At 55.8% G+C, this 21,025-nt stretch carries 15 protein-coding genes and 1 pseudogene; 5 read left to right on the top strand and 11 right to left on the bottom strand.

What is annotated here, in order from left to right:
- Positions 1–16: 16 nt before the first annotated feature.
- The 4 genes from ACNYC6_RS00600 to ACNYC6_RS00585 all read right to left on the bottom strand — a co-directional run bounded on the left by ACNYC6_RS00600 (position 17) and on the right by ACNYC6_RS00585 (position 5,287).
- Positions 17–2,431, bottom strand: coding sequence for a TonB-dependent siderophore receptor (locus ACNYC6_RS00600; RefSeq protein ID WP_419710600.1), 2,415 nt, complete (start codon positions 2,429–2,431; stop codon positions 17–19).
- A 93-nt stretch (positions 2,432–2,524) separates the two neighbouring features.
- Entirely contained in the window at positions 2,525–3,502 is a 978-nt protein-coding gene (locus tag ACNYC6_RS00595; protein ID WP_419710599.1) for a FecR domain-containing protein, read from the bottom strand.
- On the bottom strand, positions 3,503–4,018 hold the full coding sequence (locus ACNYC6_RS00590; protein WP_419710598.1) for a sigma-70 family RNA polymerase sigma factor: 516 nt from the start codon (positions 4,016–4,018) through the stop codon (positions 3,503–3,505). It lies immediately after the preceding gene.
- A gap of 39 nt (positions 4,019–4,057) precedes the next feature.
- Positions 4,058–5,287 carry an MFS transporter gene (locus ACNYC6_RS00585; RefSeq protein WP_419710597.1) on the bottom strand — a complete coding sequence of 410 codons (1,230 nt, stop codon included), beginning with the start codon at positions 5,285–5,287 and terminating at the stop codon, positions 4,058–4,060.
- Between the two features lie 263 nt (positions 5,288–5,550).
- Here ACNYC6_RS00585 and ACNYC6_RS00580 point away from each other — a divergent pair, with 263 nt between their 5' ends.
- From ACNYC6_RS00580 to ACNYC6_RS00570, 3 genes are all read left to right on the top strand, one after another.
- Positions 5,551–7,791, top strand: coding sequence for a TonB-dependent receptor (locus tag ACNYC6_RS00580; protein ID WP_419710596.1), 2,241 nt, complete (start codon positions 5,551–5,553; stop codon positions 7,789–7,791).
- Positions 7,792–7,865: 74 nt separating this feature from the next.
- On the top strand, positions 7,866–8,099 hold the full coding sequence (locus tag ACNYC6_RS00575) for a hypothetical protein (protein WP_419710595.1): 234 nt from the start codon (positions 7,866–7,868) through the stop codon (positions 8,097–8,099).
- Positions 8,100–8,216: 117 nt separating this feature from the next.
- Complete coding sequence (locus ACNYC6_RS00570; RefSeq protein ID WP_419708291.1) at positions 8,217–9,635, top strand: IS1182 family transposase; 1,419 nt, start codon at positions 8,217–8,219, stop codon at positions 9,633–9,635.
- 172 nt (positions 9,636–9,807) lie between these two features.
- Here the strand turns inward: ACNYC6_RS00570 and ACNYC6_RS00565 are convergent, their stop codons facing one another.
- The 7 genes from ACNYC6_RS00565 to ACNYC6_RS00535 all read right to left on the bottom strand — a co-directional run bounded on the left by ACNYC6_RS00565 (position 9,808) and on the right by ACNYC6_RS00535 (position 19,282).
- Positions 9,808–12,861: an FAD-binding and (Fe-S)-binding domain-containing protein gene (locus tag ACNYC6_RS00565; RefSeq protein ID WP_419710594.1), complete on the bottom strand. Its 3,054-nt coding sequence runs from the start codon at positions 12,859–12,861 to the stop codon at positions 9,808–9,810.
- A gap of 89 nt (positions 12,862–12,950) precedes the next feature.
- On the bottom strand, positions 12,951–13,871 hold the full coding sequence (locus ACNYC6_RS00560) for an amidohydrolase family protein (RefSeq protein ID WP_419710593.1): 921 nt from the start codon (positions 13,869–13,871) through the stop codon (positions 12,951–12,953).
- 74 nt (positions 13,872–13,945) lie between these two features.
- Positions 13,946–14,857, bottom strand: a complete 912-nt coding sequence (locus ACNYC6_RS00555; protein ID WP_419710592.1) for an SMP-30/gluconolactonase/LRE family protein — start codon at positions 14,855–14,857, stop codon at positions 13,946–13,948.
- The gene (locus ACNYC6_RS00550) at positions 14,826–16,127 is read right to left on the bottom strand and encodes an MFS transporter (protein ID WP_419710591.1); all 1,302 of its coding nucleotides are present in this window, start codon (positions 16,125–16,127) and stop codon (positions 14,826–14,828) included. The genes ACNYC6_RS00555 and ACNYC6_RS00550 overlap by 32 nt, the downstream gene beginning before the upstream one ends.
- A gap of 148 nt (positions 16,128–16,275) precedes the next feature.
- On the bottom strand, positions 16,276–16,914 hold the full coding sequence (locus ACNYC6_RS00545; RefSeq protein ID WP_301157931.1) for an RraA family protein: 639 nt from the start codon (positions 16,912–16,914) through the stop codon (positions 16,276–16,278).
- A gap of 33 nt (positions 16,915–16,947) precedes the next feature.
- Positions 16,948–17,922, bottom strand: coding sequence for a hydroxyacid dehydrogenase (locus ACNYC6_RS00540; protein WP_419710590.1), 975 nt, complete (start codon positions 17,920–17,922; stop codon positions 16,948–16,950).
- Positions 17,923–17,932: 10 nt separating this feature from the next.
- Positions 17,933–19,282 (bottom strand): MFS transporter, encoded by a 1,350-nt coding sequence (locus tag ACNYC6_RS00535; RefSeq protein ID WP_419710589.1) that lies wholly within the window; start codon positions 19,280–19,282, stop codon positions 17,933–17,935.
- A gap of 168 nt (positions 19,283–19,450) precedes the next feature.
- Here ACNYC6_RS00535 and ACNYC6_RS00530 point away from each other — a divergent pair.
- Positions 19,451–19,600, top strand: a pseudogene (locus tag ACNYC6_RS00530) (hypothetical protein); the annotation flags it as partial.
- A 159-nt stretch (positions 19,601–19,759) separates the two neighbouring features.
- Positions 19,760–21,004, top strand: coding sequence for an IclR family transcriptional regulator (locus tag ACNYC6_RS00525; protein WP_419713047.1), 1,245 nt, complete (start codon positions 19,760–19,762; stop codon positions 21,002–21,004).
- Positions 21,005–21,025: the final 21 nt, after the last annotated feature.

Genomic DNA, 21,025 nt, shown 5'->3' with positions numbered 1-21,025 from the left:
TGCCGGGCTGAACGTTTCAGAAATCGACAGTCGCCGACAGTAATAAGGTACGCGGTGAGCCTTGGGAGAACGCGCCGTAGGAGGCAACGCCCGACCAGTACTCGTGGTCGAGCACGTTTTGCACGGTGGCGCGAAACGTGGTCGGTCGTTCATCGATGCGGGTGGTGTAACGTGCGCCGACATCGAAGCGGGTCCAGTCATCCAGTTGCTGGGTGTTGGCCTGGTTCACGTACTGGCTCCCGGTATGAATCGCCCCGCCGGTGAGCGTCAGGCCTTCGGCCCACGAGGTATCCCATTCGGCCCAGAGGTTGGCCTGCACCTGCGGCACGCCGACCGGTTTATTGCCACGGTTGGCGGCAACCCCGGTTTTGGTCAGTTCAGCATTGAGCAGCGTCACGCCACCGAGCAGCCGTGTGCCTGGGGCGACTTCGCCGAACACATTCAGCTCCAGCCCGCGGTTGCGCTGTTCGCCCTGTACCGAAAACACACCGGATACCAGTTCGCCACTGGGTTTCTTGATTTGAAACAGGGCAAGTGTCGAGGTGAACGTGCCGTAGTCGACCTTGACCCCGAGTTCCTGTTGCCGGGAGACATAAGGCGCAAAGATCTCTCCGGCGTTCGACGCGGCGGAGGGCGCGATGTCACCTTTGCTGAGGCCTTCGACATAGTTGTAATAGAACGAAACGTGGTCCCAGGGTTTGACCACCACACCAAACAGCGGCGTGGTTTTGGCGTCGTCGTAAGAGGTGGTGACCGTGCCGGACGCGTTGTAGTTATCTGAGTTGATGTTCTGTTTGCGCAGGCCGAGCGTTACCTGAATGCGCTCATCCAGCACCGACAGCGTGTCGGCGAGGGCCACGCCGGTCAGTTCGCTCTCGGATACTTTGGGCGTGTCCGGCTTGGGGATGGCGGGTTTCGGGTGATCCACCGGGTGATAGATATTCGACAGGATGGGCGGTCCGGAAATGATCCCACGGGACAGTACATCCCGATAACGGTTGACCTGCAGGGCTGCCCGGTGACTGATCGGTCCGGTGTCGAAGCGCAGGCGTGCACCGGCGTCGACGGTGTAACGCTCGACTTCGAATTTGTAATAGCCGGGAACCGATGAGGTGTCGCCGGCCGCGTTGATGATGGTCGGCGTTTGGTCGGACATTCGTGCGACGTCCGATTTTCCACCGCCGGCGTGGGCGAACAAGGTCAACGCGTCGCTGAGGTCGTATTCGCCGCTGAGCAGGGCCGATTTGTCACGGGTTTCGGACCAGCCCCATGCCTGGCTCACGTTGGTACGGCCATTGGCGGCGGAGGGAATGTCCACGCCCGAGGCGATCAAAAACGGTCGCGAGGCGGCATCGAAGTGTTCTTTCTGGTTGAGCCAGTCGAGGGTGGTTCGTAGGCGTTCACCCTGATAGTCGAGGGATATAGCGCCGATATCGACGTGACGGGATTGATCGTTGATTGCCGTGTCGCCCTGCTGGGTGCTGCCGTTGATGCGCACGCCGAACCGGCGATCCTCCCCAAAGCGTCGGCTGACATCGAGGTGGCCACCGATCTGCGAATCCATGGCATAACTGGCGGTGAAACGGGTCAGGTCCTCATCGATGGAGCGTTTGGGCACGACGTTGATGACGCCGCCAACCGCGTTGTTGGGCGACATGCCGTAGAGCAGGGCGCCGGGGCCTTTGACCAGCTCAATGCGCTCGGCGTAATCGGTGAATACCCGGTAGTTGGGCGCCACGCCGTACACGCCGTCGAACGCCAGTTCGCCGAGGTTGCCTTCACCAACCGGAAAACCGCGGATGAAAAACGAGTCGACAATACCTCCCGCCTGTCCTGTGGAGCGCACCGATGAGTCGCGCTCCAGCACATCACCGACGGTGACGGCCTGCTGATCCTTGATCAGCGTCGAGGTGTAGGTGCTGACACTGAAAGGCGCGTCCATCACATCAGTGTTGCCCAAGATGCCCAGGCGCCCGCCGTTGGCGACCTGCCCGCCGAAATACACGGGTGGCAGGGCATCGGTGCGTTTGTCGGTACCGATGACGGCCGTTTCATCCAGCGTCACCCGGCGCTGCACCAGTGTGTAGCTGCCGTCGCGGCGCAACACCATGTCCAGGCCACTGCCCTCCAGCAAGCGAGTGACCGCCTCCTGGGTGGAGTAGTTGCCGACCAGTCCAGGACTGATCAGGCCTTCGGTCAATGATGGCTGGAACGACAGCGCGATGCCGGCGTCCACGGCAACGCTCGACAGGGTCGCACCAAGGGGGCCGGAAGGAATGTCATAGGCACGGACCGCGACAGCGTCCAGTTGCGCAGGCACGACGGCCAAGGCAAACGGGCAAATGGCACCGATCAGGACAAGGCTTAGCAACGCACTGCGAAAAACTGGGCTGAACTGACGATCCGGGCGCAGGAGGCGTGCAGCGAACATGAATGAATGAACCTATAAACAGGACGAAAAAGTTCTTCTTCTCCATAGCCAGTCGAGATCAAAAAAAGTATCACCTGTGCGCACTTTTTTGGCTCAGGCCGGGGAGAGCATGACCCAGAAGCCATTCAAGTGGCCGCTGACGAGGATCGGATAGGTCTGCGCCAACATGTTCAACGTGCGCTGGGTGTCGCTGATCGGATAGGCACCGGAAATGCGCAGGTCGGCAATCGCCGGATCGAGACGCACGAAGCCGCGGCGATAGCGGGTCAGTTCGGCGACGAAATCGGCCAGGCGCATCTTGTCGGCCATCAACATGCCTTGGGCCCAGGCGCCGATGTAGCGATCGGTCGCGGTGACCAGGCCAAAGGTGTCGGACGAAAAGTCGGTGCGTTGGCCGGCATTGATGATCAATGGCGATCCCTGGCGATTGTCGGCGAGGTCGACCTGCACAGCGCCTTCCAGCACCGCAAGGTGAGTGCGTGACTGCAATTCTCGAACGGTGAACCGTGTGCCCAGTGCCTGCATTCGGCCTTGGCGGGTGCTGACCAGGAAAGGCCGCGCCAGCGGGGAAATATCCGGTGCGGTCTGCACCAGTATTTCGCCTTCACGCAGGCGGATGAGCCGTTGGTGGGCATCGAACAGTACGTCGATGGCGGTATCGGTGTTCAGGGTGATGTGCGAGCCGTCAGCCAGGGTCAACTCGCGTCTCTGGCCGACAGCCGAGTGATAGTCCGCCGACCATTGCAGGGATTCCGCCAGCTTCCAACTGCCCCAACCGGCCGGCAGGATCGCCAGTATCATCGCCAGTTTGCCCAGCGCTGCGCGACGTTGCGGGCTGCTTGGGCGATCCAGTGCCGACATCGCCAGTGACGGTGGCAGACCGCCGAATTTGCTCTGCAATAACTGCGCGCGGCCCCAGGCACGACCACGCTCGGGCGTGCTGACTTTCCAGCATTCCCATTCGGCACGTTCAGCGTCAATGAGTTCGCCCTCACTGAGGCGCATCAGCCAGTCTGCGGCTTCTTCAAGAGCTTGGTGATCGGGATGCGGCTCTTGGCGGCGACTGAGCATTTACTCCACCAGCAACAGGCATTGCACGAAGGCTTGCTTCATGTAGCGTTTGACGGTGATCAGTGACACGCCCAGTTGCTCGGCGATGTCGTCGTATTTGAGGCCGCTGATCTGCGAGAGCAGGAACGCACGTTTGACCAGGGGCGGCAGGGCATCGAGCATTGCATCGATTTCGTGCAGGGTCTCCAGCACCATGAAGCGCAATTCCGGCGAAGGCACTTCGGGAGCGGGCACATGAGCGAGGGCATCCAGATAGGCACGTTCCAGTGCCTTGCGCTGGTACCAGTTGATCAGGATGCCCTTGGCCACGCAACTCAGGTACGCGCGAGGTTGTTCGATGACCGTGACCCGGGAGGCGAGGATGCGGGTGAAGGTGTCCTGTGCCAGATCCGCCGCGTCCATGGCGTTACCCAGTTTTTTTCTCAGCGTCGCATACAGCCAACCATGGTGGCCGCTGTACAGGGTTTCGATCGCGCGCAGGTGATCGTCATTGTTCGCGGAAAGGGTTTCGCTCATGGCTGCAGACTTTCATGCAAGTGAGAAGTATTCCCAATGCTAGTTTACAACCCGTTGATGGCGCAAGGGCCAGTAACGCAGCGCGACAATCGGAATCAATGCCACCCCATAGGCCAGGCAAACAAACAGGTAGGTGTATTGCAAGCCATAAACCTGGCTGAGCAAGCCACCGGCCGAGATCCCCGCAATCGAAGCAAATTGTGCAGTGCCCTGGGCAATCCCCAGCACGTGACCCTGTTGTGAGCTATCGGCGGTTTTCGAGATCAGCGCCATGAGCACTGGCGTGGTGGCCCCCAGCAGCACACCCCAGATGAAGTAGGCGATGACAAACACCACAGGGTTGTGCGTGACGCCTGCCACTGCCGTCAGGGCGATGCAGCCGATGACAACGTAGGTAATGCGGTGCATGGTTTCCTGCTGAGTGCGGTGTTCGAAATAACGCGACCAGGCTGTTGCGGAAAGAATGAAACCCAGCGCCAACAAGCCGTAGCACAGGCCGACCACCGAGTTACTGACCTCGAACACAGAACTGACATAGAGCGAGAAGGAGGTCTGCGGCAGCATTCGCGCCAGCAGCAGAATGCCCATCACGCCCAGTAACGACAATAACGGTGAACCTTGCCAGACGCTGCCCGAGTGCTTGGCCGGTGTCGCATGGTCGACCGGCGTTTTCTTCACCGGCGGTACATCGGGCAAGGTGACGGCAGCTACCACGGTGCATACCGCGCACAGTGCCGAGGCAATGATGTTGATCCAGAAGAACGTCGCGTAGTCGAGGACCAGTCCGCCAACAACTGCGCCCAGTAACGAGCCGACGTTGGTGGAAATCTGCAGGATGGCGAACAACCGTGCGCGCCGCGAAGGGGCTTCAATGCTGACTCCATAAGCTTGGGCCGGCGCGATGTACCCGGCGAAAGCGCCTTGCAGAAAACGCAGGATCAGAATGACCCAGATGTCGCTGGAGAGGGCCAGTCCAAGCTGCGTCAACGACAATCCCGCAAGGGCGCGGATCATCATCAACTTGTGGCCGTAGCGATCGCCGATACGACCCCAGAATGCACTGGTCAGAATAATACCCAGCATCGGCCCGACGTACACGGCGATGCTGGCGAAGCTGAAAACCGACTCCGAGGAGGTCAGCCCACGCAGGTGGACGGGCCAGAAGGGCCCACTCATTTCCATCGCGCCCATGGACACAAGCTGGATCGCAAATAGAAGATAAATCAGGACTCTTACTTTAGAACCCTGGATGGCACCTGTATGGGACATGAGTCGTCCTTGGTGGTTAATCGATAGCGAACGGATTGGTCAGGGTATGTAGCCATTTTGTTCCAGCGGCGGTAAGTCCTTCCATCGCCGAAATCACGGATCAGCAGACTACGTGCTTTGCCGTCGCAGGAAAACAACACCATGGCGTTCTCTGAACTGGCCGCGGAACATCAAAAAACATAATTGAAGGTGATACTTTTTCGCATTTCGACTGGCAATAGGAGTGATTACCATTTTCCCTGATTGAAAAGGATCCTCACGTCATGCCTGTTGTCAGTCGTCCTTGCGGTGAGCGCGTGTTAACACTCGCCATTCGTACCGCCATGCTGAATTTTGTCTTAGTCGCAGGAAGCGCCAACGTCTGGGCCGCAAGCCCCGAGCAGCAAAACGTTACCGCTGATAAGACCAGGAACGAGGTGCCAGTCACACTGGCCGACGGCAGCACGGACGCGCTGACCCTCGACACCACCAACATCAACGCCCATTACAACAGCGCGACCGCCTTGCCGGAAACCCTCGCCGGTGGCCAGGTGGCGCGCGGTGCCCGACTGGGCATGCTGGGCAACAAAGATGTGATGGATACCCCGTTCAGCGTCACCAGTTACACCGCCAAGACCCTCGCCGATCTGCAAACCGTCACCGTCGCCGATGCACTGGAGCGTGATCCTTCGGTGCGCTCGACCGGGCAGACCGGAGGTATCGTCGATTCGTTTTTCATCCGTGGCTTTCCGGTTGGTGAAGGCAACCTGGGTGAACTGGCGTTCGATGGCGTGTATGGCGTGGCGCCCAACTACCGGGTATTCACCGAGTATGCCGAGCGTGTCGAAGTGCTGAAGGGGCCGGGCGCCCTGATGTACGGCATTTCGCCAAACAGCGGCGTCGGTGGAGTGATCAATATCGTACCCAAACGTCCACTGGACGAAGACCTGACCCGTCTTACCACCAGTTACGCCTCGGACTCCCAAGTCGGTGGCCACCTCGATGTCAGCCGGCGCTTTGGTGAAGAAAACCAGTTTGGCGTGCGCTTCAACGGCAACCTGCAAGGCGGTGACACTGCCGTTGATGATCAGCACCGAGACCTGGGGGTCGGTGCCATCGCGCTGGATTATCGAGGCGAGCGCTTGCGCTTGAACCTTGATTACATCAGCCAGAAAGAAAATTGGGAGGGTGCTTCACGGCCGTTCACCATTGCGCCGGGCGTCGATGTGCCGTCCGCGCCGAACGGTCGCACTAACCACTCGCAGGATTGGGGCTGGTCCGACACCAAAGAGCAGTCGGCATTGCTGGGCGGCGAATATGACCTGAATGATGCGATCACCGTGTTTGCCCATGCGGGGGGCGGCAAGTCAGACGTCAAGCGGATGTCCGACCAGGTGCCGAGAATCATCAATGAGGCCGGCGATACCAGCAACATTCCCGGGTATTACAAATTCAACGTCGACCGCTCTACCGCCGACGTCGGGATCCGCGGAGTGTTCGCAACCGGTCCTGTCACCCACATGACGACGTTGATGGCGACCCAGTACCAGGATGAGCTGTCCCGAGGGATCAACAACGGCACTGAAGTGCGTTCGAACATCTACCATCCGGTGGAAGTGCCCAAGCAATTTATCAACTCGCCCAAGGTGCTGCGCATTTCCGAATCGGATTTGTCCGGTGTCGCGTTGACTGACACGCTGTCCATGCTTGATGACCGCTTTCAATTGACCCTGGGTGTACGTCGACAAGACATCGAGTCACGTAATTACAACGCGGCAGGCTCGGTCAGCTCGAAATATAACGACAATGCCACGACCCCGCTGGTTGGCGTGGTGGTCAAGCCCTGGGAAGACGTTTCGCTCTACTACAACTACGTTGAAGGCCTGAGCAAAGGTGACATCGCACCGGGCTCGGCGGCCAACGCCGGCGAGACGTTCGCACCTTACGAATCGAAGCAGCATGAAATCGGCGTCAAGTATGAACACGGCACGTTCATGACCACCCTGGCGTTGTTTCAGATTGAAAAACCGAGTGGCGAAATCGGCGCTGGCAACGTGTTTTCCGTGCAGGCCGAACAGCGTAATCGCGGTATTGAGTTGAGCATGTTCGGCGAAGTGGTACCGGGCACGCGCTTGATGGGGGGGGTGACGCTACTCGATGGCGAGTTGACCGATTCGGCCACTGCCGCCAATCGCGGCAACAAACCGGTAGGCGTGCCAGACGTGCAAGCCAACCTGTGGGCCGAATGGGACACGCCTTGGCTTGAGGGCTTTACCCTTACCAGCGGTGCAATTTACACCGACAGCCAATACGTCAATCAAGCAAACACCCAAGAGCTGAATTCCTGGACTCGCTTCGATGCCGGCGCGCGTTATGCCACCAAAATCGAAGGGCGGCCGACGACGTTCCGCGCCACCGTACAGAACGTGTTCGATCGTGAGTACTGGTCGGGCGTCGCCTCCTACGGCGCGTTCTCGCCTGGTTATCCACGCACCTTGCAGTTATCTGCCACGGTCGATTTCTGAGAAGGACGGGAAGGGGTAGCGACTATTGAGCGTTGCTGCCCCGACCTGATCAATCCTGAAAAAGAGTATTTTGCATGTTCTTGAACCACGACCTGTCCTCCGTAGTTCAACGTCGTCCGTTCCAGGCAACGACCCATCCACTGACCCTCGTGTCTGATCGCAGTACGAACGGTCATATCCGTGAGCTGCTCCGTTTCCATGGACTGCGCATGAGTCTTTTCCGTATAAAAGTCATCAACGCACTGGTCTTGGCCACGCTGGAGGGTGGAAAGCAGAACACGGCTCTGCAACTGTCGAGTCCTGGCTGACCAAATGATTTTGGTTTGAGTACAAAAAGCCCTTCAACAGACTGTGTGAAAACCTAGCAATCTGCGCAGCGCTCAAAGAAAATGCTCCGTATCGAAAGATACGGAGCATTTTTCGTTATGGCCTACATCCAAGGCGAATCCCGCAGCCAGACCAGCCTGTTCCCGGTTTCGCTGGAAGAACTGATCCCCGAGGATCACCTCGTTCGAGTCATCGACCTCTACGTCGCCAAGCTGGATCTGTTGCAGTTGGGCTTCGATAAGGCGCTGCCCAAAGGCACCGGCCGCCCCTCTTATGACCCTGCCGATCAGCTAAAACTCTATCTCTACGGCTATTTTCAGCGGATTCGCTCATCGCGGCGTCTCGAAGCCGAGTGCCAGCGCAACATCGAAGTGATGTGGCTGATCAACCGGCTAAAACCCGACTTCAAGACCATCGCCGACTTTCGTAAAAACAACAAACTCGCTTTTGTGGCGACGTGCCGTGCCTTCGTCCGGTTTTGCCGCACTGCCGGCCTGATCGCCGGTGAATTGGTGGCCATCGATGGCAGCAAATTTCAGGCAGTGGCGTCCTCGCGGCGTCATATGAATTTGAAACAGCTCAAACGTCAGGAAGAGAAGCTGGATAAGCGCATTGCTCAGTATCTGGCCGAGCTGGATGAAGCCGACCAGGCCGAAACCACAGAGACGATTGATCGCAGCGCAATCAAAACAGCCCTGGCGCAGCTTGAAGTTCGCCAGCAGAACAATCAGAGCTGCCAGGCGCTGATGAGCTCGATGGGACTTGAGCAGTTCAACACCCACGAAAGTGATGCCCGCATGATGCGCACCGCCAAGGGCCCGCGGGTGGCCTACAACGTACAAACCGCCGTGGACGCCGCACATTGCCTGATTCTGCATCACGAAGTGACCCAGGACGGCGACGACCGAAAACAGCTTGAGCCAATGGCCAAGGCCGCCAAAGAACACCTGGAACAAGAGGCCCTCAGCGTGACGGCCGATGCCGGCTATTCAAACGGCCAGCAGTTTCAGGCCTGCGAGGAGGCTGCCATTACGGTCTATGTACCACCCAATCGTTCGGTCAATCCTGGCGGCGAGGCGCTCTTTGAGCGCAAAGATTTTACCTATGAAGACGAACACGACCGTTATCAGTGCCCGGCGGGCAACTGGCTGACGCTCAAGCAGCGCAACAAGGGGGATCGGATCTATCAGGCCGATGTCAGCGACTGCGCTGCCTGCCCGCTCAAATCCCAATGCACTGGCGCCCAACGCCGCTATGTCTCACGCCATGCCCACGAGGAAGCTTTTGAGCGAATGGAGCAGCGAATTCTGGCCCATCCGCAGATGATGGCCAGCCGAAGATCCATCGTCGAGCATCCTTTCGGCAACCTCAAGCAATGGCTGTTTGGGAATGGTCGGTTCCTGCTGCGCCAGTTGGAGGGAGCAAAAGCAGAAATGGCCTTGGCGGTGAACGCTTATAACCTCAAGCGAGCGATTAGCGTGCTCGGAGCCCGCCAGTTAATCGCGCTAATGGGCTGAAAGGCCTTTTTTCGTCTGTTGCTCACACAAAAACAAACGCCCCGAACAAGTCGGGGCGTTTGTTGGGCTGGCCTTCAGTGCGTTTTCACACAGTCTGTCAAGGGCCTTTTTGTATTTCATTCGAGAGATGCAGTTGAACTGCCTTATACGAATGACATGAGGCGGCATTAACTTAGTGAGTTGCTTCCCGCAAGACAGCGAGAAGAGCCTGCAGCGGGTGCAAAATCGTCACACCTTCCTTGCGTTTAACTTGGCTACGGCAAGAATACCCATCCGCCAACAGGCGTCCTGAACGGTTGAATTTTTCCACCAGCGGCCTCCACGACTGACCGTAGATAATGTCAGATGTCTTCGCGTTCTGCGTCTCGTGTCCATACGTTCCAGACATGCCGCAGCAACCACTAGCTTGAACGCTCAGTTTCAGTCCCATTCGCTCGTAGACTTGCTGCCAAAGGCCGATACTGCCCGGCTCATTTGTTTTTTCAGTACAGTGGGGAAGGAAGTGAAAGGGAGCGGCATCTTTCACGCTTTGTGCCTGTGGAAGCGCACCGGCAAGCCACTCCTGTGGCAGTAGAACGGTGGGAACTTTGTCGCTACCTAGCGTCTTCGCATACTCCTGGCGATACACCAAAGTCATCGCGGGATCGAGTCCTATCAGCGGTATTGTGTAGCCCTGAATCTGTCGCAGAGCTTCACTGTTGAAGTGTGCCGCTTTTTCAAACGCTCTGATGAAACCTTGCACTTGAAGCGGTTTCCCGTTGGGCGCAAAGGGAGCGATGTAAATCTGGTAGCCAAGCCTTGAGATAAGTTCGATCCAGTCCGATAGCACTGGTGTTTCGAAGTAACGGGTAAAAGCATCCTGGACGAGGATTACGCTGCGAGCACGCTGTTGCTCACCCAATGTCGACAGAAGCTCAGGTGTTGCGATCTCCACACCCCAACGACGGCATACAGCGTCAAAGTCCGTGATGCTGAGCAAAGGGCTATCGACCATTCCGGCCATATGCTCAAGAATGAAGCGAACGGGGCGAGCGCCCATTACAAAGTTGTACAGACGTGGGACACGAGCGATATAGGGAATCGTGTATTCCAGTGAGCCGATCAAATAGTCCTTTAGCGGACGGAGATAGCGGCTGTGATACAGCTCCAGGAACCGAGAGCGGAATTCAGGCACGTTGACTTTGACTGGGCATTGGCCAGCGCAGGATTTACATGCCAGACAACCAGCCATTGCCTCATAGACTTCGTGGGAAAAGTCTTGCTGCCCCATTTTCTGCGCGACCGTATTGACCGCTCGTGTTGCTAGGCTGGCGACATTGCTGGTTGATCGAATGCGATCACTTGCCGCCAACACATCAATGTTTTGTTGACCTTGCAGTCTAAGCCATTCACGGATCAGCGAAGCACGTCCTTTAGGTGAGTGAACCCGGTCACGGGTGCCTTTCCAGGATGGACACATGGCATCGTCTTGATCAAAGTTGTAGCAGGCGCCGTTCCCGTTGCAATGCAATGCAGTGTCATAGCTGCGCCAAACCCGCTCATCGATGGTGCGGTCAAGTTCACCGCGCAACGTCACCTCGTCAACCCGCGTCAAACGGTTATTCGGCAGTGTTTTAGGCGTTGCGATTTTACCGGGGTTGAGTTGATTCCAAGGGTCAAACGCCGCTTTTAACGCCTGTAGTGCAGGATAAAGCTCACCGAAGTAGTCGGGTACATATTGGGATCTCAAACCCTTCCCATGCTCGCCCCACAGCAAGCCGCCATGTTTTTGAGTCAGTGCGGCAACGGCGTCGGAAATAGGGCGGATCAGCGCAGCCTGTGCCGGGTCTTTCATATCGAGTATCGGTCGCACGTGCAGTACGCCAGCGTCGACATGGCCAAACATGCCGTACTGCAATTGGTAGCTGTCCAGCAGCGCACGGAACTCCTGGATGAAATCAGCAAGATTCTCAGGTGGTACGGCGGTGTCCTCTACGAATGGCTGCGGCCTGGCTTCACCCTTGACGTTGCCCAGCAACCCAACAGCTCGTTTGCGCATCGCGTAAACGCGCTTCAGTGCATCGGCACCAATGGCCAGCGTATGGCCCAGTCGCACCACGGAGGTGTCGCGCTGCAGGTGCAGGACAAAGTCATGAACGCTCTGCTGAACAGCAGCTTCATCATCGCCACTGAACTCAATGAGGTTGATGCCCAAGGTCGGTATGTCGGAATCTTCGGGGAAGTATTCAGCGACGCCGTGCCAGACAATGTCCTTCATCGCAAGCATCAGGACTTTGGAATCAACAGTCTCAATCGATAATGGCTTAAGCAGCATCAACGCCTTGGCATCGCGCAATGCATCCATGAAGCTTGCGTAACGTACGTTGACCAGGATGGAATACTTTGGGATGGGCAACACGTTGAGTTTGGCTTCAACAATGAAACCCAGGGAGCCTTCGGAGCCGCAGAGCACACTGTTGAGATTGAACCGATCATCCTTTTCGCGAAGATGCGCTAGGTCATAGCCGGTGAGGCAGCGATTGAGTTTAGGAAAGGTTCGCTCAATCAGATCCGCCTGATTGTCCGCGATGTCGACCGCGCACCGGTAAACCTCTCCGATCCGATCCCGACACGCAGTTTTTTGCTCAAGACCACCTTGCTCTAGTACCGCGCTGTGGAGTAACTCACCACCCAGCAAAACCGTAGAAAGCTCCAGAACGTGATCGCGGGTTTTGCCATAGGTACAGCTACCCTGGCCACTGGCATCGGTGTTAATCATGCCGCCGATAGTTGCCCGGTTGGAGGTGGACAGTTCCGGCGCGAAGAAAAGTCCGTGAGGTTTAAGCGCAGCATTTAACTGATCCTTCACCACACCGCTCTGAACGCGAACCCACCGCTCTTCAGCGTTAATTTCAAGAATGGTGTTCATGTGACGAGACAGGTCGACGACGATGCCATCGGTCAACGACTGGCCATTGGTGCCCGTTCCGCCGCCACGTGGTGTCAGCACAACCGACCTGTGCTCAGGATCAGACGCTAGCGTCGCCAGGATCGCTACGTCCTCAGCGTCTGCGGGGAATACGGCAGCTTGAGGAAGACGCTGATAAATCGAGTTATCAGTTGCAAGCACCGTCCGCTGGCCATAGCTGTAGGCGATTTCTCCTCGGAAACCCGCTTTAGCGAGCTGCTTAAGAAAATCGTCGTAGTTCACGCTTTGATTTTTGGACGGTAGCAACCGTGCGATCATGATAAAACTCCAACCGATATGCGGCTTTTTTTGGCTAACGAACTTTGGGCAGTGGGAGAGACGGGGATGCCTTTAGCATGTTTGGGTGATCAGGCATCGAAGCCGTATAGCTTTACCGCGTTATCCCGAAGGATGAGTCGCCGGTCACTTTCTTCGGGGGCCCAAATCGCCAAGAGATCGAGGATCTGTGCGTCGTCGGGTTTCTCGAACTTCATTGTCGGGTGAGGCCAATCACTTCCCCACATCAACCTGTCGGATCTGAGTTTCACGAGCGCTGATGCCACCTGCCCAAAATCGGGGTATTCAGGTGCACCGATTTTCGAGGTGTTGTAAGGAGCGGATAATTTCGTCCACACGCGTCCTGTGGCAAGCAATCTTGAAAGTGCTGCAAAGCCCTCGGAGGAAACGCCGCCTGGTTGTGCAAGTTGACCCAAATGGTCAATAACCAATCGGCATGGCAGTTTCGATAACCTGGATTCCAGCCCCGGCAATTGATCGCCTGGCGATACCAATTGAACGTGCCAACCAAGTTCATTAACTCTCGAAGCGAGGCGTTCCATCTCGTTGATCTTGGTGCCACCGAAGCTCAAGTTGAATCGAATGCCTCTAACCCCAGCCTGATCAAGGCTGCTGAGTTCTTTATCCGTTACGGTTGGTTGAATCACGGCCACGCCTCGCGCGCTGCCTTTGCTTTGAGCCAGCCCTTCGAGGATCAAACTGTTGTCGAAACCATACGTCGAGGGCGTGACTATGACCATTCGCTCAAACCCCAAGCGGTGCTGGAGAAGACGATAGTCAGCCAGAGTTGCTGTTGGCGGAGTCAGTGTGGCACCAGCAACAGGTGGAATGCGATCATCATAGAGGTGGATGTGGCTGTCCACGCTTCCCGCTGGAACGTTGAGATTGGGAAGTTCTTCACCTTTTGACCAAGGCACCGCCCATGCAGGCGCTTGGCAACAGGCGCTCAGTGCTCCAGCAATTTGTAGGAATCGGCGTCGGGTAAATTGCATAAAAATTCTCGCTAAATTTCAGCAACGAAGTGCAGTTTTTTATCAGGTGGTGATGAGCTGTCAGTTTCAAACGGCTAAAGGTGCGAAGCCATGGGTTTTCCGGTCACGGATGCATTGACGCGATGGATTGTCGCGGTCGATGACTCGATGACGTAAAGATCGGTGGTGCCGTCGCAAGCAAAAGCCACATTCGTCGTGAGTAACCCTGCCGGAACTTTCACTCTCGCCAAGGGTTCGCCAATCGCGTTGAATCCCCAGACAGAGCCCAAGCCGGCATGTGCGACCCAGAGGCCCCCATCTGAATCCAGCGCCAGGCCGTCAGGGCCGACCCCCCCAGAAAGCTGGATAAAGTTGCCCACTTTTGCTGCGCCGTAGCCGGTCAAAGGCACTCGCCAGATGGCATTGGCGCGTGTCACCGCAAGAAGCAATGCATCCTCATCCAGATTCATCACCAAACCATTTGGACTTGGTACAGCATCAAGAATGCAATCAATCCTCCCGCTGAGCGTCATGCGGAATAAACGGCCAGTTGGATCTTGAAGTCCTGTTAAACCTTGATCGGTAAAATACAGGTCGCCGTTGCGAGCAAAGAACAAATCATTGACGCCTTTGAAGCGTTCTACGGCTGCACGCTCAAGCAACGGCTTTACTTTTCCAGAGCCCGGTTCGTGGGTCATGATTCCGTGTTTGTAATCGGCGATGAACACCAGTCCATCCTCACGGATCTTCAGGCCGTTCGGCCAGCCGTCGTACTCTGCGGCAACCGAAAACGCGCCAGCCTTATCGACATTCAGCAAGCGTCCGTTGACGATATCCACACACCAGAGCACGCCGTTTTTATCGAAGGACGGCCCCTCTAGAAAACTCTTAAATATGTGCTTACCGGGCTGCGCTAGGCTCCAGCTGGAATGTTCGTCGCCTGTTTGAAGAGAGCACGGGTAGGTTGTGAACAGTTCAGTACGAAGTATGGGGGGCGACGCGTACATGGTCGGTCTTCTCCTTTGCTTGGCCTATCGGCTTGCGCGTCAAAAACATCGAGACGAGAGCGCCTAACGCCAAGAGCACACCTGCAATGACAAAGCCGTAGTGATACTGGTGAGTCATTGAGATCACGTAGCCGGTGACAATGGGCGCGCAGATCCCGAAAAAATTACCGCCTGTGCTGATGACAGCGATGGCCGTACCTGAGTCTTCTTTCGATGGGATCAGGTCATTGATGAGCGACAGGTTTGCGGCGACTGCAGCAGTACAACCAGTCAGGGAAATGGTAAAAAACGCGAGAATGATCCGTATGTCGTTCAGGAATGGCACGAAAAAAATCGGTGTCGACATCAACAGGCAGGCTGCGACGACTACTCTACGTTTGCCTCCGCCCAGTGCTTTACCTTTCATCGCGCGGTCACCGAGCATCCCTATGACGATTCCCAATACCGCTGCACCCAGGTAAGGGATGGCGGTATATAGACCACTTTTCAAAAGGGTCAGTCCTTTCTCGGCCTGGAGATAGCTGGGCAGCCAAGTGAGAAAAAGGTAGGTGGTGTAAACCGCACAGCCATGCGTGAACGTTATCGCCCAGATAGTTTTAGAGCGCAGCAGCGTTTTCAATCCCAGCTTTGGTTCGTCCAATAATGGGGAGGTTATTCCCGTATCTCTTGTACGCAGGATCAAGCTCCGTTCTTGTGGAGATAACCAGCGAGCGACTTCAGGCTGTCTGAACCATATGAGCCAGGCGGACATCCATACGAATCCAACGGCTGCGGCAATGACAAAGGCAACACGCCATCCGTAACTATTGACGACAATGCTCAGGCCCAACGCGGCTATTGCTGGCCCAATCAGGCTTCCTGCGTGGAAGAGTGAAGTGGCCATTCCTCGTTCACCGGCAGGAACCCATTCGCGCAGGACACGCCCGCCGGCAGGGTAGGAAGTCGATTCGCCTACTCCCATCAGCAAGCGGGTGATCAGCATCGAGGAAAAACCACCTGACATTGCTGAGAGGAGGGTGGCCACCGACCAGACGCCGATACCCCAGGCATTAACTAGCCGAGTGCCGTAGCGATCTACCAGCATGCCCATAGGGATAAGTGCGAAGAGGTAGAGCCATAAAAAGGAGGACAGCAGTAGTCCCAGCATGAATGGGCTGATGTCGAATTCTTGAGTGATCTGGTGAGAGGCAATTGCCAGTGCCATACGATCAATGTAGTTGATCGCTGTCAGCGAAAACAAAAGCCCGTAAACCCAGTAACGTCTACGCATGGTCAAACTCCCGTATTTTTATGGTTTTCGGTGGTTTGTTTTGTGAGTTGACCAGAACGCAAGATGCACGCGATCGTGACGGTCAGTTTGAATCTAAGAGTGTTTTAAGGAAGGTCTGATTTGACCTCCCTCATGTCGTCGTCAGCTCTCAGCGAATGCTCGCTCGTACTTTCTCTCTAAAACTATTCTCTATCCCATCCTGGATCTTGAGCTTTTCGGCGAGCGATGGAACCAAGTGGCGACTGATAACGATGATTCCGTCTTTGTCCCCCAAAATTGCGTCGCCCGGATTACAAACAACATTGCCGCACGCGACAGGCGCACCGACCTGTCCAGGGCCGTACTTGGATGGGCCGGCTGGATTCACAGCGCGCGCATAGGTCGGCAGACCCATGACGCTCAGCTCCTCCACATCTCGAACTGCTCCGTCGATGACTACAGCTGCGACTTCGCGGGCGAGACAGACCTCACCCAGCAGATCACCAAAAACAGCACGGTTGGTTTCACCATTGCCATTGATCACGAGAACATCACCTGGCTTGGCATCATCAAGAGCCCTGTGGATGGCGAGGTTGTCACCTTCCCAAGTGAGGATGGGCAGTACCGTTCCGTAGAACGAAGCTTTACCTGCAACATGGTGGATAGCGGAAGCCATCATTCCCATGCGCTGCAAAACATCGCCAATTAGCGCGACCGGGTAATGCGATATCTCTTTAATTTCTTTAAGGGACGCGCGTTCCCAATCTTCGCTCACGGTGATGCTTTCATCAGATACATTGATAAACATGGTGACCTCGGCGTGAATCCGTTTAAAGCGCTATTAGTTGAACGACTTGGAGACAGGTTTGTTGACTGGGTGCAGGGGGGCTTCGCCGCTCAAGACTGCAGAAATCGCCTCGACCGCACTCATGCCTACCCGCAGCAGAGATTCATTGGTTTGCCCAGCAACGTGAGGCGTGACGAGCAGGTTGGGAAGGTCGGAAACAGGAAACGTGTTGCAGCTGAATGGGGTGATCATGTCCGTGTTTTCTGCAGCCAGCACGTCGACACCTGCGCCACCCAGCTTGCCGCTACGTAGTGCGTCAGCAACCGCAGCTTCATCAATCACTCCTCCTCGGCTGGTGTTGATCAAGATGGCGCCAGTTTTCATCTTCTCGATTTCAGCCCCGCCAATGAGGTTCTCAGTGCCTGGCTGCAGAGGCACGTGGAGGCTCACCACGTCGGCCTGAGCCAACAAGGTATCGAGATCTACCAAGCGTTTATCGAAGCTCGAGTCATAAGCAGGGTCAGTCGCCAGCACCTTCATGCCGAAAGCTTCAGCCACTGGCGCAACATGCCGTCCAATGTCGCCGAAGCCGATCAGGCCCAAGGTGCGCCCCTCGAGTTCGATACCTGTTAGGGAAAGTCGATCTGCCGCCCAAATGTTGTTACGGGTCTGATCCGTTGCCAGTTGAATCTTGCGGCTAATGCCCAGCAGCAGAGCAAATACATGCTCCACAACACTTCTTCTATTTGCGCCAGGCGTATTGGTTACCCAGACACCCAACTCGGCTGCTGTTTTGTAGTCAACGTTGTCGTATCCCGCGCCGTGTCGGGCGATGATCCGCAGCTTCGGGGAGGCGGCGATCATCTCTGCAGAGATATGGCCTCCGCGCAAAAAAACGGCATCTACCTGTTGTTGGATCTCTGCATAAGACACCGCATTCGGGCCATAGCCGAGTCGAACCTCACCAACTGAGGAAAGGGCCTTTAGTACATCTGGATGGATCGGGCTTGTCACATAAATGGAAGGCATGATCATTACCTTAGGAGAATTGGTGGGTGTTGGCGTCATCGCCAGCCACCGGCGCATTTTTACGAACGGTCGAGATGACGATCAGTCCCAGGAGCCCTGAAGCGCACAAGATGAATGCGGGGGTGGACTGATTGCCGGTGGCTCCGATCAGCCAGGTCGCCAGGAATGGGCCTGAACCTCCGCCGATTACCGCACCGACGCTGTGGCCGAAGGCGACGCCGGTGTGGCGGATATGCATTGGGAAGAACTCCGGCATCACTGAGTAAGTGCCCGCTTGGCAGAGTGCATACGGAATCATGCCGAGTGCCAGCCCAGCCATTGCCAGATTCACCGAGCCTTGCTGCATCAGCATGAAGGACGGTATCGACACTACGGCGTAGGCCACATAGGCGTAACGCAGGATGGACTTGCCGCCGCGATAGGAACCGAGCTGACCAGCGAGAGGAATCAAAAATGCGGCGAGGATTACGGCGACCAACACGATGGTTGATGCCTGGCCCTTCGAGTACCCCAGAATAGAGCTGAAGTAGGCTGCGATGAATACGGTACCGATGTAGGTTCCGATGTTCTGCACCATCGCGATCATGATCACTTTGACTAAAGGCTTGCGATAGTCGCGGATCAGCTCAGCGAAAGGCTGGCCTTTCTTGACTTCAGCGTCGTTTTTCTTGGACGCAAACTCTGGGCTGTCCTCAATGCTCAGTCGCATGTACAGACCAATGATCCCCAACGGCAATGCCAACAGGAACGGGATACGCCAGCCCCAAGAGAGCATCTCTGGATCTGTAAGTGTTGCCGCAGCGAGACCTGCTATCGCAGCTGCCAAGCCTTTACCGAATTGAGCAATGGAGGGGAGGAAGGAGATGTACAGAGCGCGGCGTTTAGGTGGTGCCCACTCCCGGATGTAGCTCGCAGCACCACCGATTTCACCGCCAGCGGAAAAGCCCTGCAGCATGCGCAGCACGACTAGAAGTATCGGCGCCCAGACGCCTATCTGTGCATATCCAGGCAGTAGACCAATGAACGTGGCTGCAGCCCCCATCAACGTGATGCTAGCGATCAGGCTGAAGCGTCTGCCTACCTTGTCACCGAGCCAGCCGAAAGCGATAGCGCCAAGCGGCCTGACCAAAAATGCAGAACCGAACACAAGGAAAGTGTTCAGCAAGCCTGTCGTCGCGTCGTCTGACGGGAAGAAAACCATTGCGAGTGTTGCAGCGACATACCCGTAGACGCTGAAGTCGTAATACTCAACAAACGTGCCGAATACAGCGGCCCTGGTTGCTTTCTTGGCCTTCCGTGTCTGCTCCGTCTCTTCAACGGTCTGCACAATAGGCTCGGCCATCACGTTATTGTTGTTCATGGGCACCTCGGGTTGTCGGACGTAAGTCTCATTCAAAAAATGGGACAGTGTCCTGCTTTTGTTTTGTCTAGATTCTAGAACCAGGAGACAGTTGTCAACAGCTTGGTGCGATTTGCGGTTGGGCAGCTTTTGACCCCAGAATGGGGCCCCCGAACCTCGATTTATCTAATGATGGCTCAATCAGAACGCTCTATTACCGCCTCTACACCCATTACTCCTGCATCCAGTCATACAAGGCTGATAGAGGTAGTGGACGCACTTGTTAGGAGAGCGGGCGGTGAGCCATGGGGGGTGCGAGAGCTGGCGGCAGAGCTTTCCGAGAGCCGAAGTACCGTTAATCGGATTTTGGTCTCGTTGGTTGAAATCGGCCTAGCAAGTGAGGTTGGAGTTGGTAAGTACAGCATAGGGCCCAGAGTCGACGTCCTTACCAAAACGCTCAGTGATTCGAGTGTGCTTCTTGGGCGGAGCGGGGCATTTTTGAGTGAGCTGGCTGATTCATCACAATGCACTGCGCTCGTCTCTGTCTATTGCCCTTTCAGTAACGGTTATTTCATAGCTGCCTGCCGCGAGGCCAAAGCTACGCTTACATTCAGGCCCGAACTGGGTGTCGTTTTTCCTCTTACATTCGGAGATATCGGTCGGCAGTTTGGTGCATTTATCGAGGCCGAATCTCCACATTTAAATGTGCTGGGTAATGCACGTGATGCTGACTGTAGTTCGAGTCACCACGATGCCCTTGGATTGCTATCGGAGGCAGAATTTCCTGGCGCGTTGTCGATTGCCACTAAGAGTCTTGCGAATGGGCTAATCGTCTCCGTCTCTGTCCATTCGGTTGGTAGCGCCGAGTCAAAAAAAGCCTCGCAAGTTGATGCAGATGTACATCGAGTCGCTGAGCAGATAGAAGCGGCTGTAAAGTCTCGAACTCTGGGCAGCCCTCAGCGAGCACCTGACATATTGATCGAGGAGACGAAGTCCACCGTTACTCGTCTCGAAAGACTTTTACTATTGACCTGCGCATTTCCGGATGGGATGAAAAACTCTGTGGGTTTGACTGATCAACTCCTATGCAATGAGGCTACTGCCAAACGATTGATACAATCTGGAGTCCAGGCAGGGATTGTAAGTTTATCTGGCTCAACCTTGTTTTCTGGTTCAAAACTCTATCAATGGGCGTCCAGGATTGGCGGTGATCACCGCAACCTCGCTGATCTCACCCGGCCAATTTTGTCAGGATTAGTACAAGAAACTGGTGAGACAATCGCGTTTCTCGCCTATGACGAAACCACTGAAAAAGCAGAGTTTCTTGACGTAATTCAAGGATGGCGACCGATTCAGTACAAGCTGCAAGTCAACGTGGAAGTACCGCTTTATGCCGGTGCAGCGGGTAAAGCTGTATTAGCTTTTTGTGATCAAAAATTAGTCGATTTTATCGAGCTTGAAAAAATTACCGAGGCAACCATTACTTCTCGTGAAGTACTCAAGGCTGAGTTAAAAGTAATTCACGAAAGAGGTTGGGCCACAGGTGATGGTGAGCGCGTGCTCGGCGCTTTCGGCTTGGCTGTGCCATTCTTCGTAGATGGTAAAATTCGAGGGTCGATTTCAGCCACCATACCTCAGTATCGTAAAGATGAGCGTGATCTTCCGTTGTTAACTCAGTTGATGCGCGAGGCTACTAAAAAGATAGAGCGACTTCTATCTTTGGGTGTAAAACTTGAACGGTGATTAAGCAGACCATTATTGCAT

It is taken from the genome of Pseudomonas sp. NFX224, assembly GCF_048565165.1.
Lineage (GTDB): Bacteria > Pseudomonadota > Gammaproteobacteria > Pseudomonadales > Pseudomonadaceae > Aquipseudomonas.
The sequence above is the reverse complement of the archived record's forward strand: the minus strand, read 5'-3'. Positions and strand labels throughout refer to the sequence as shown.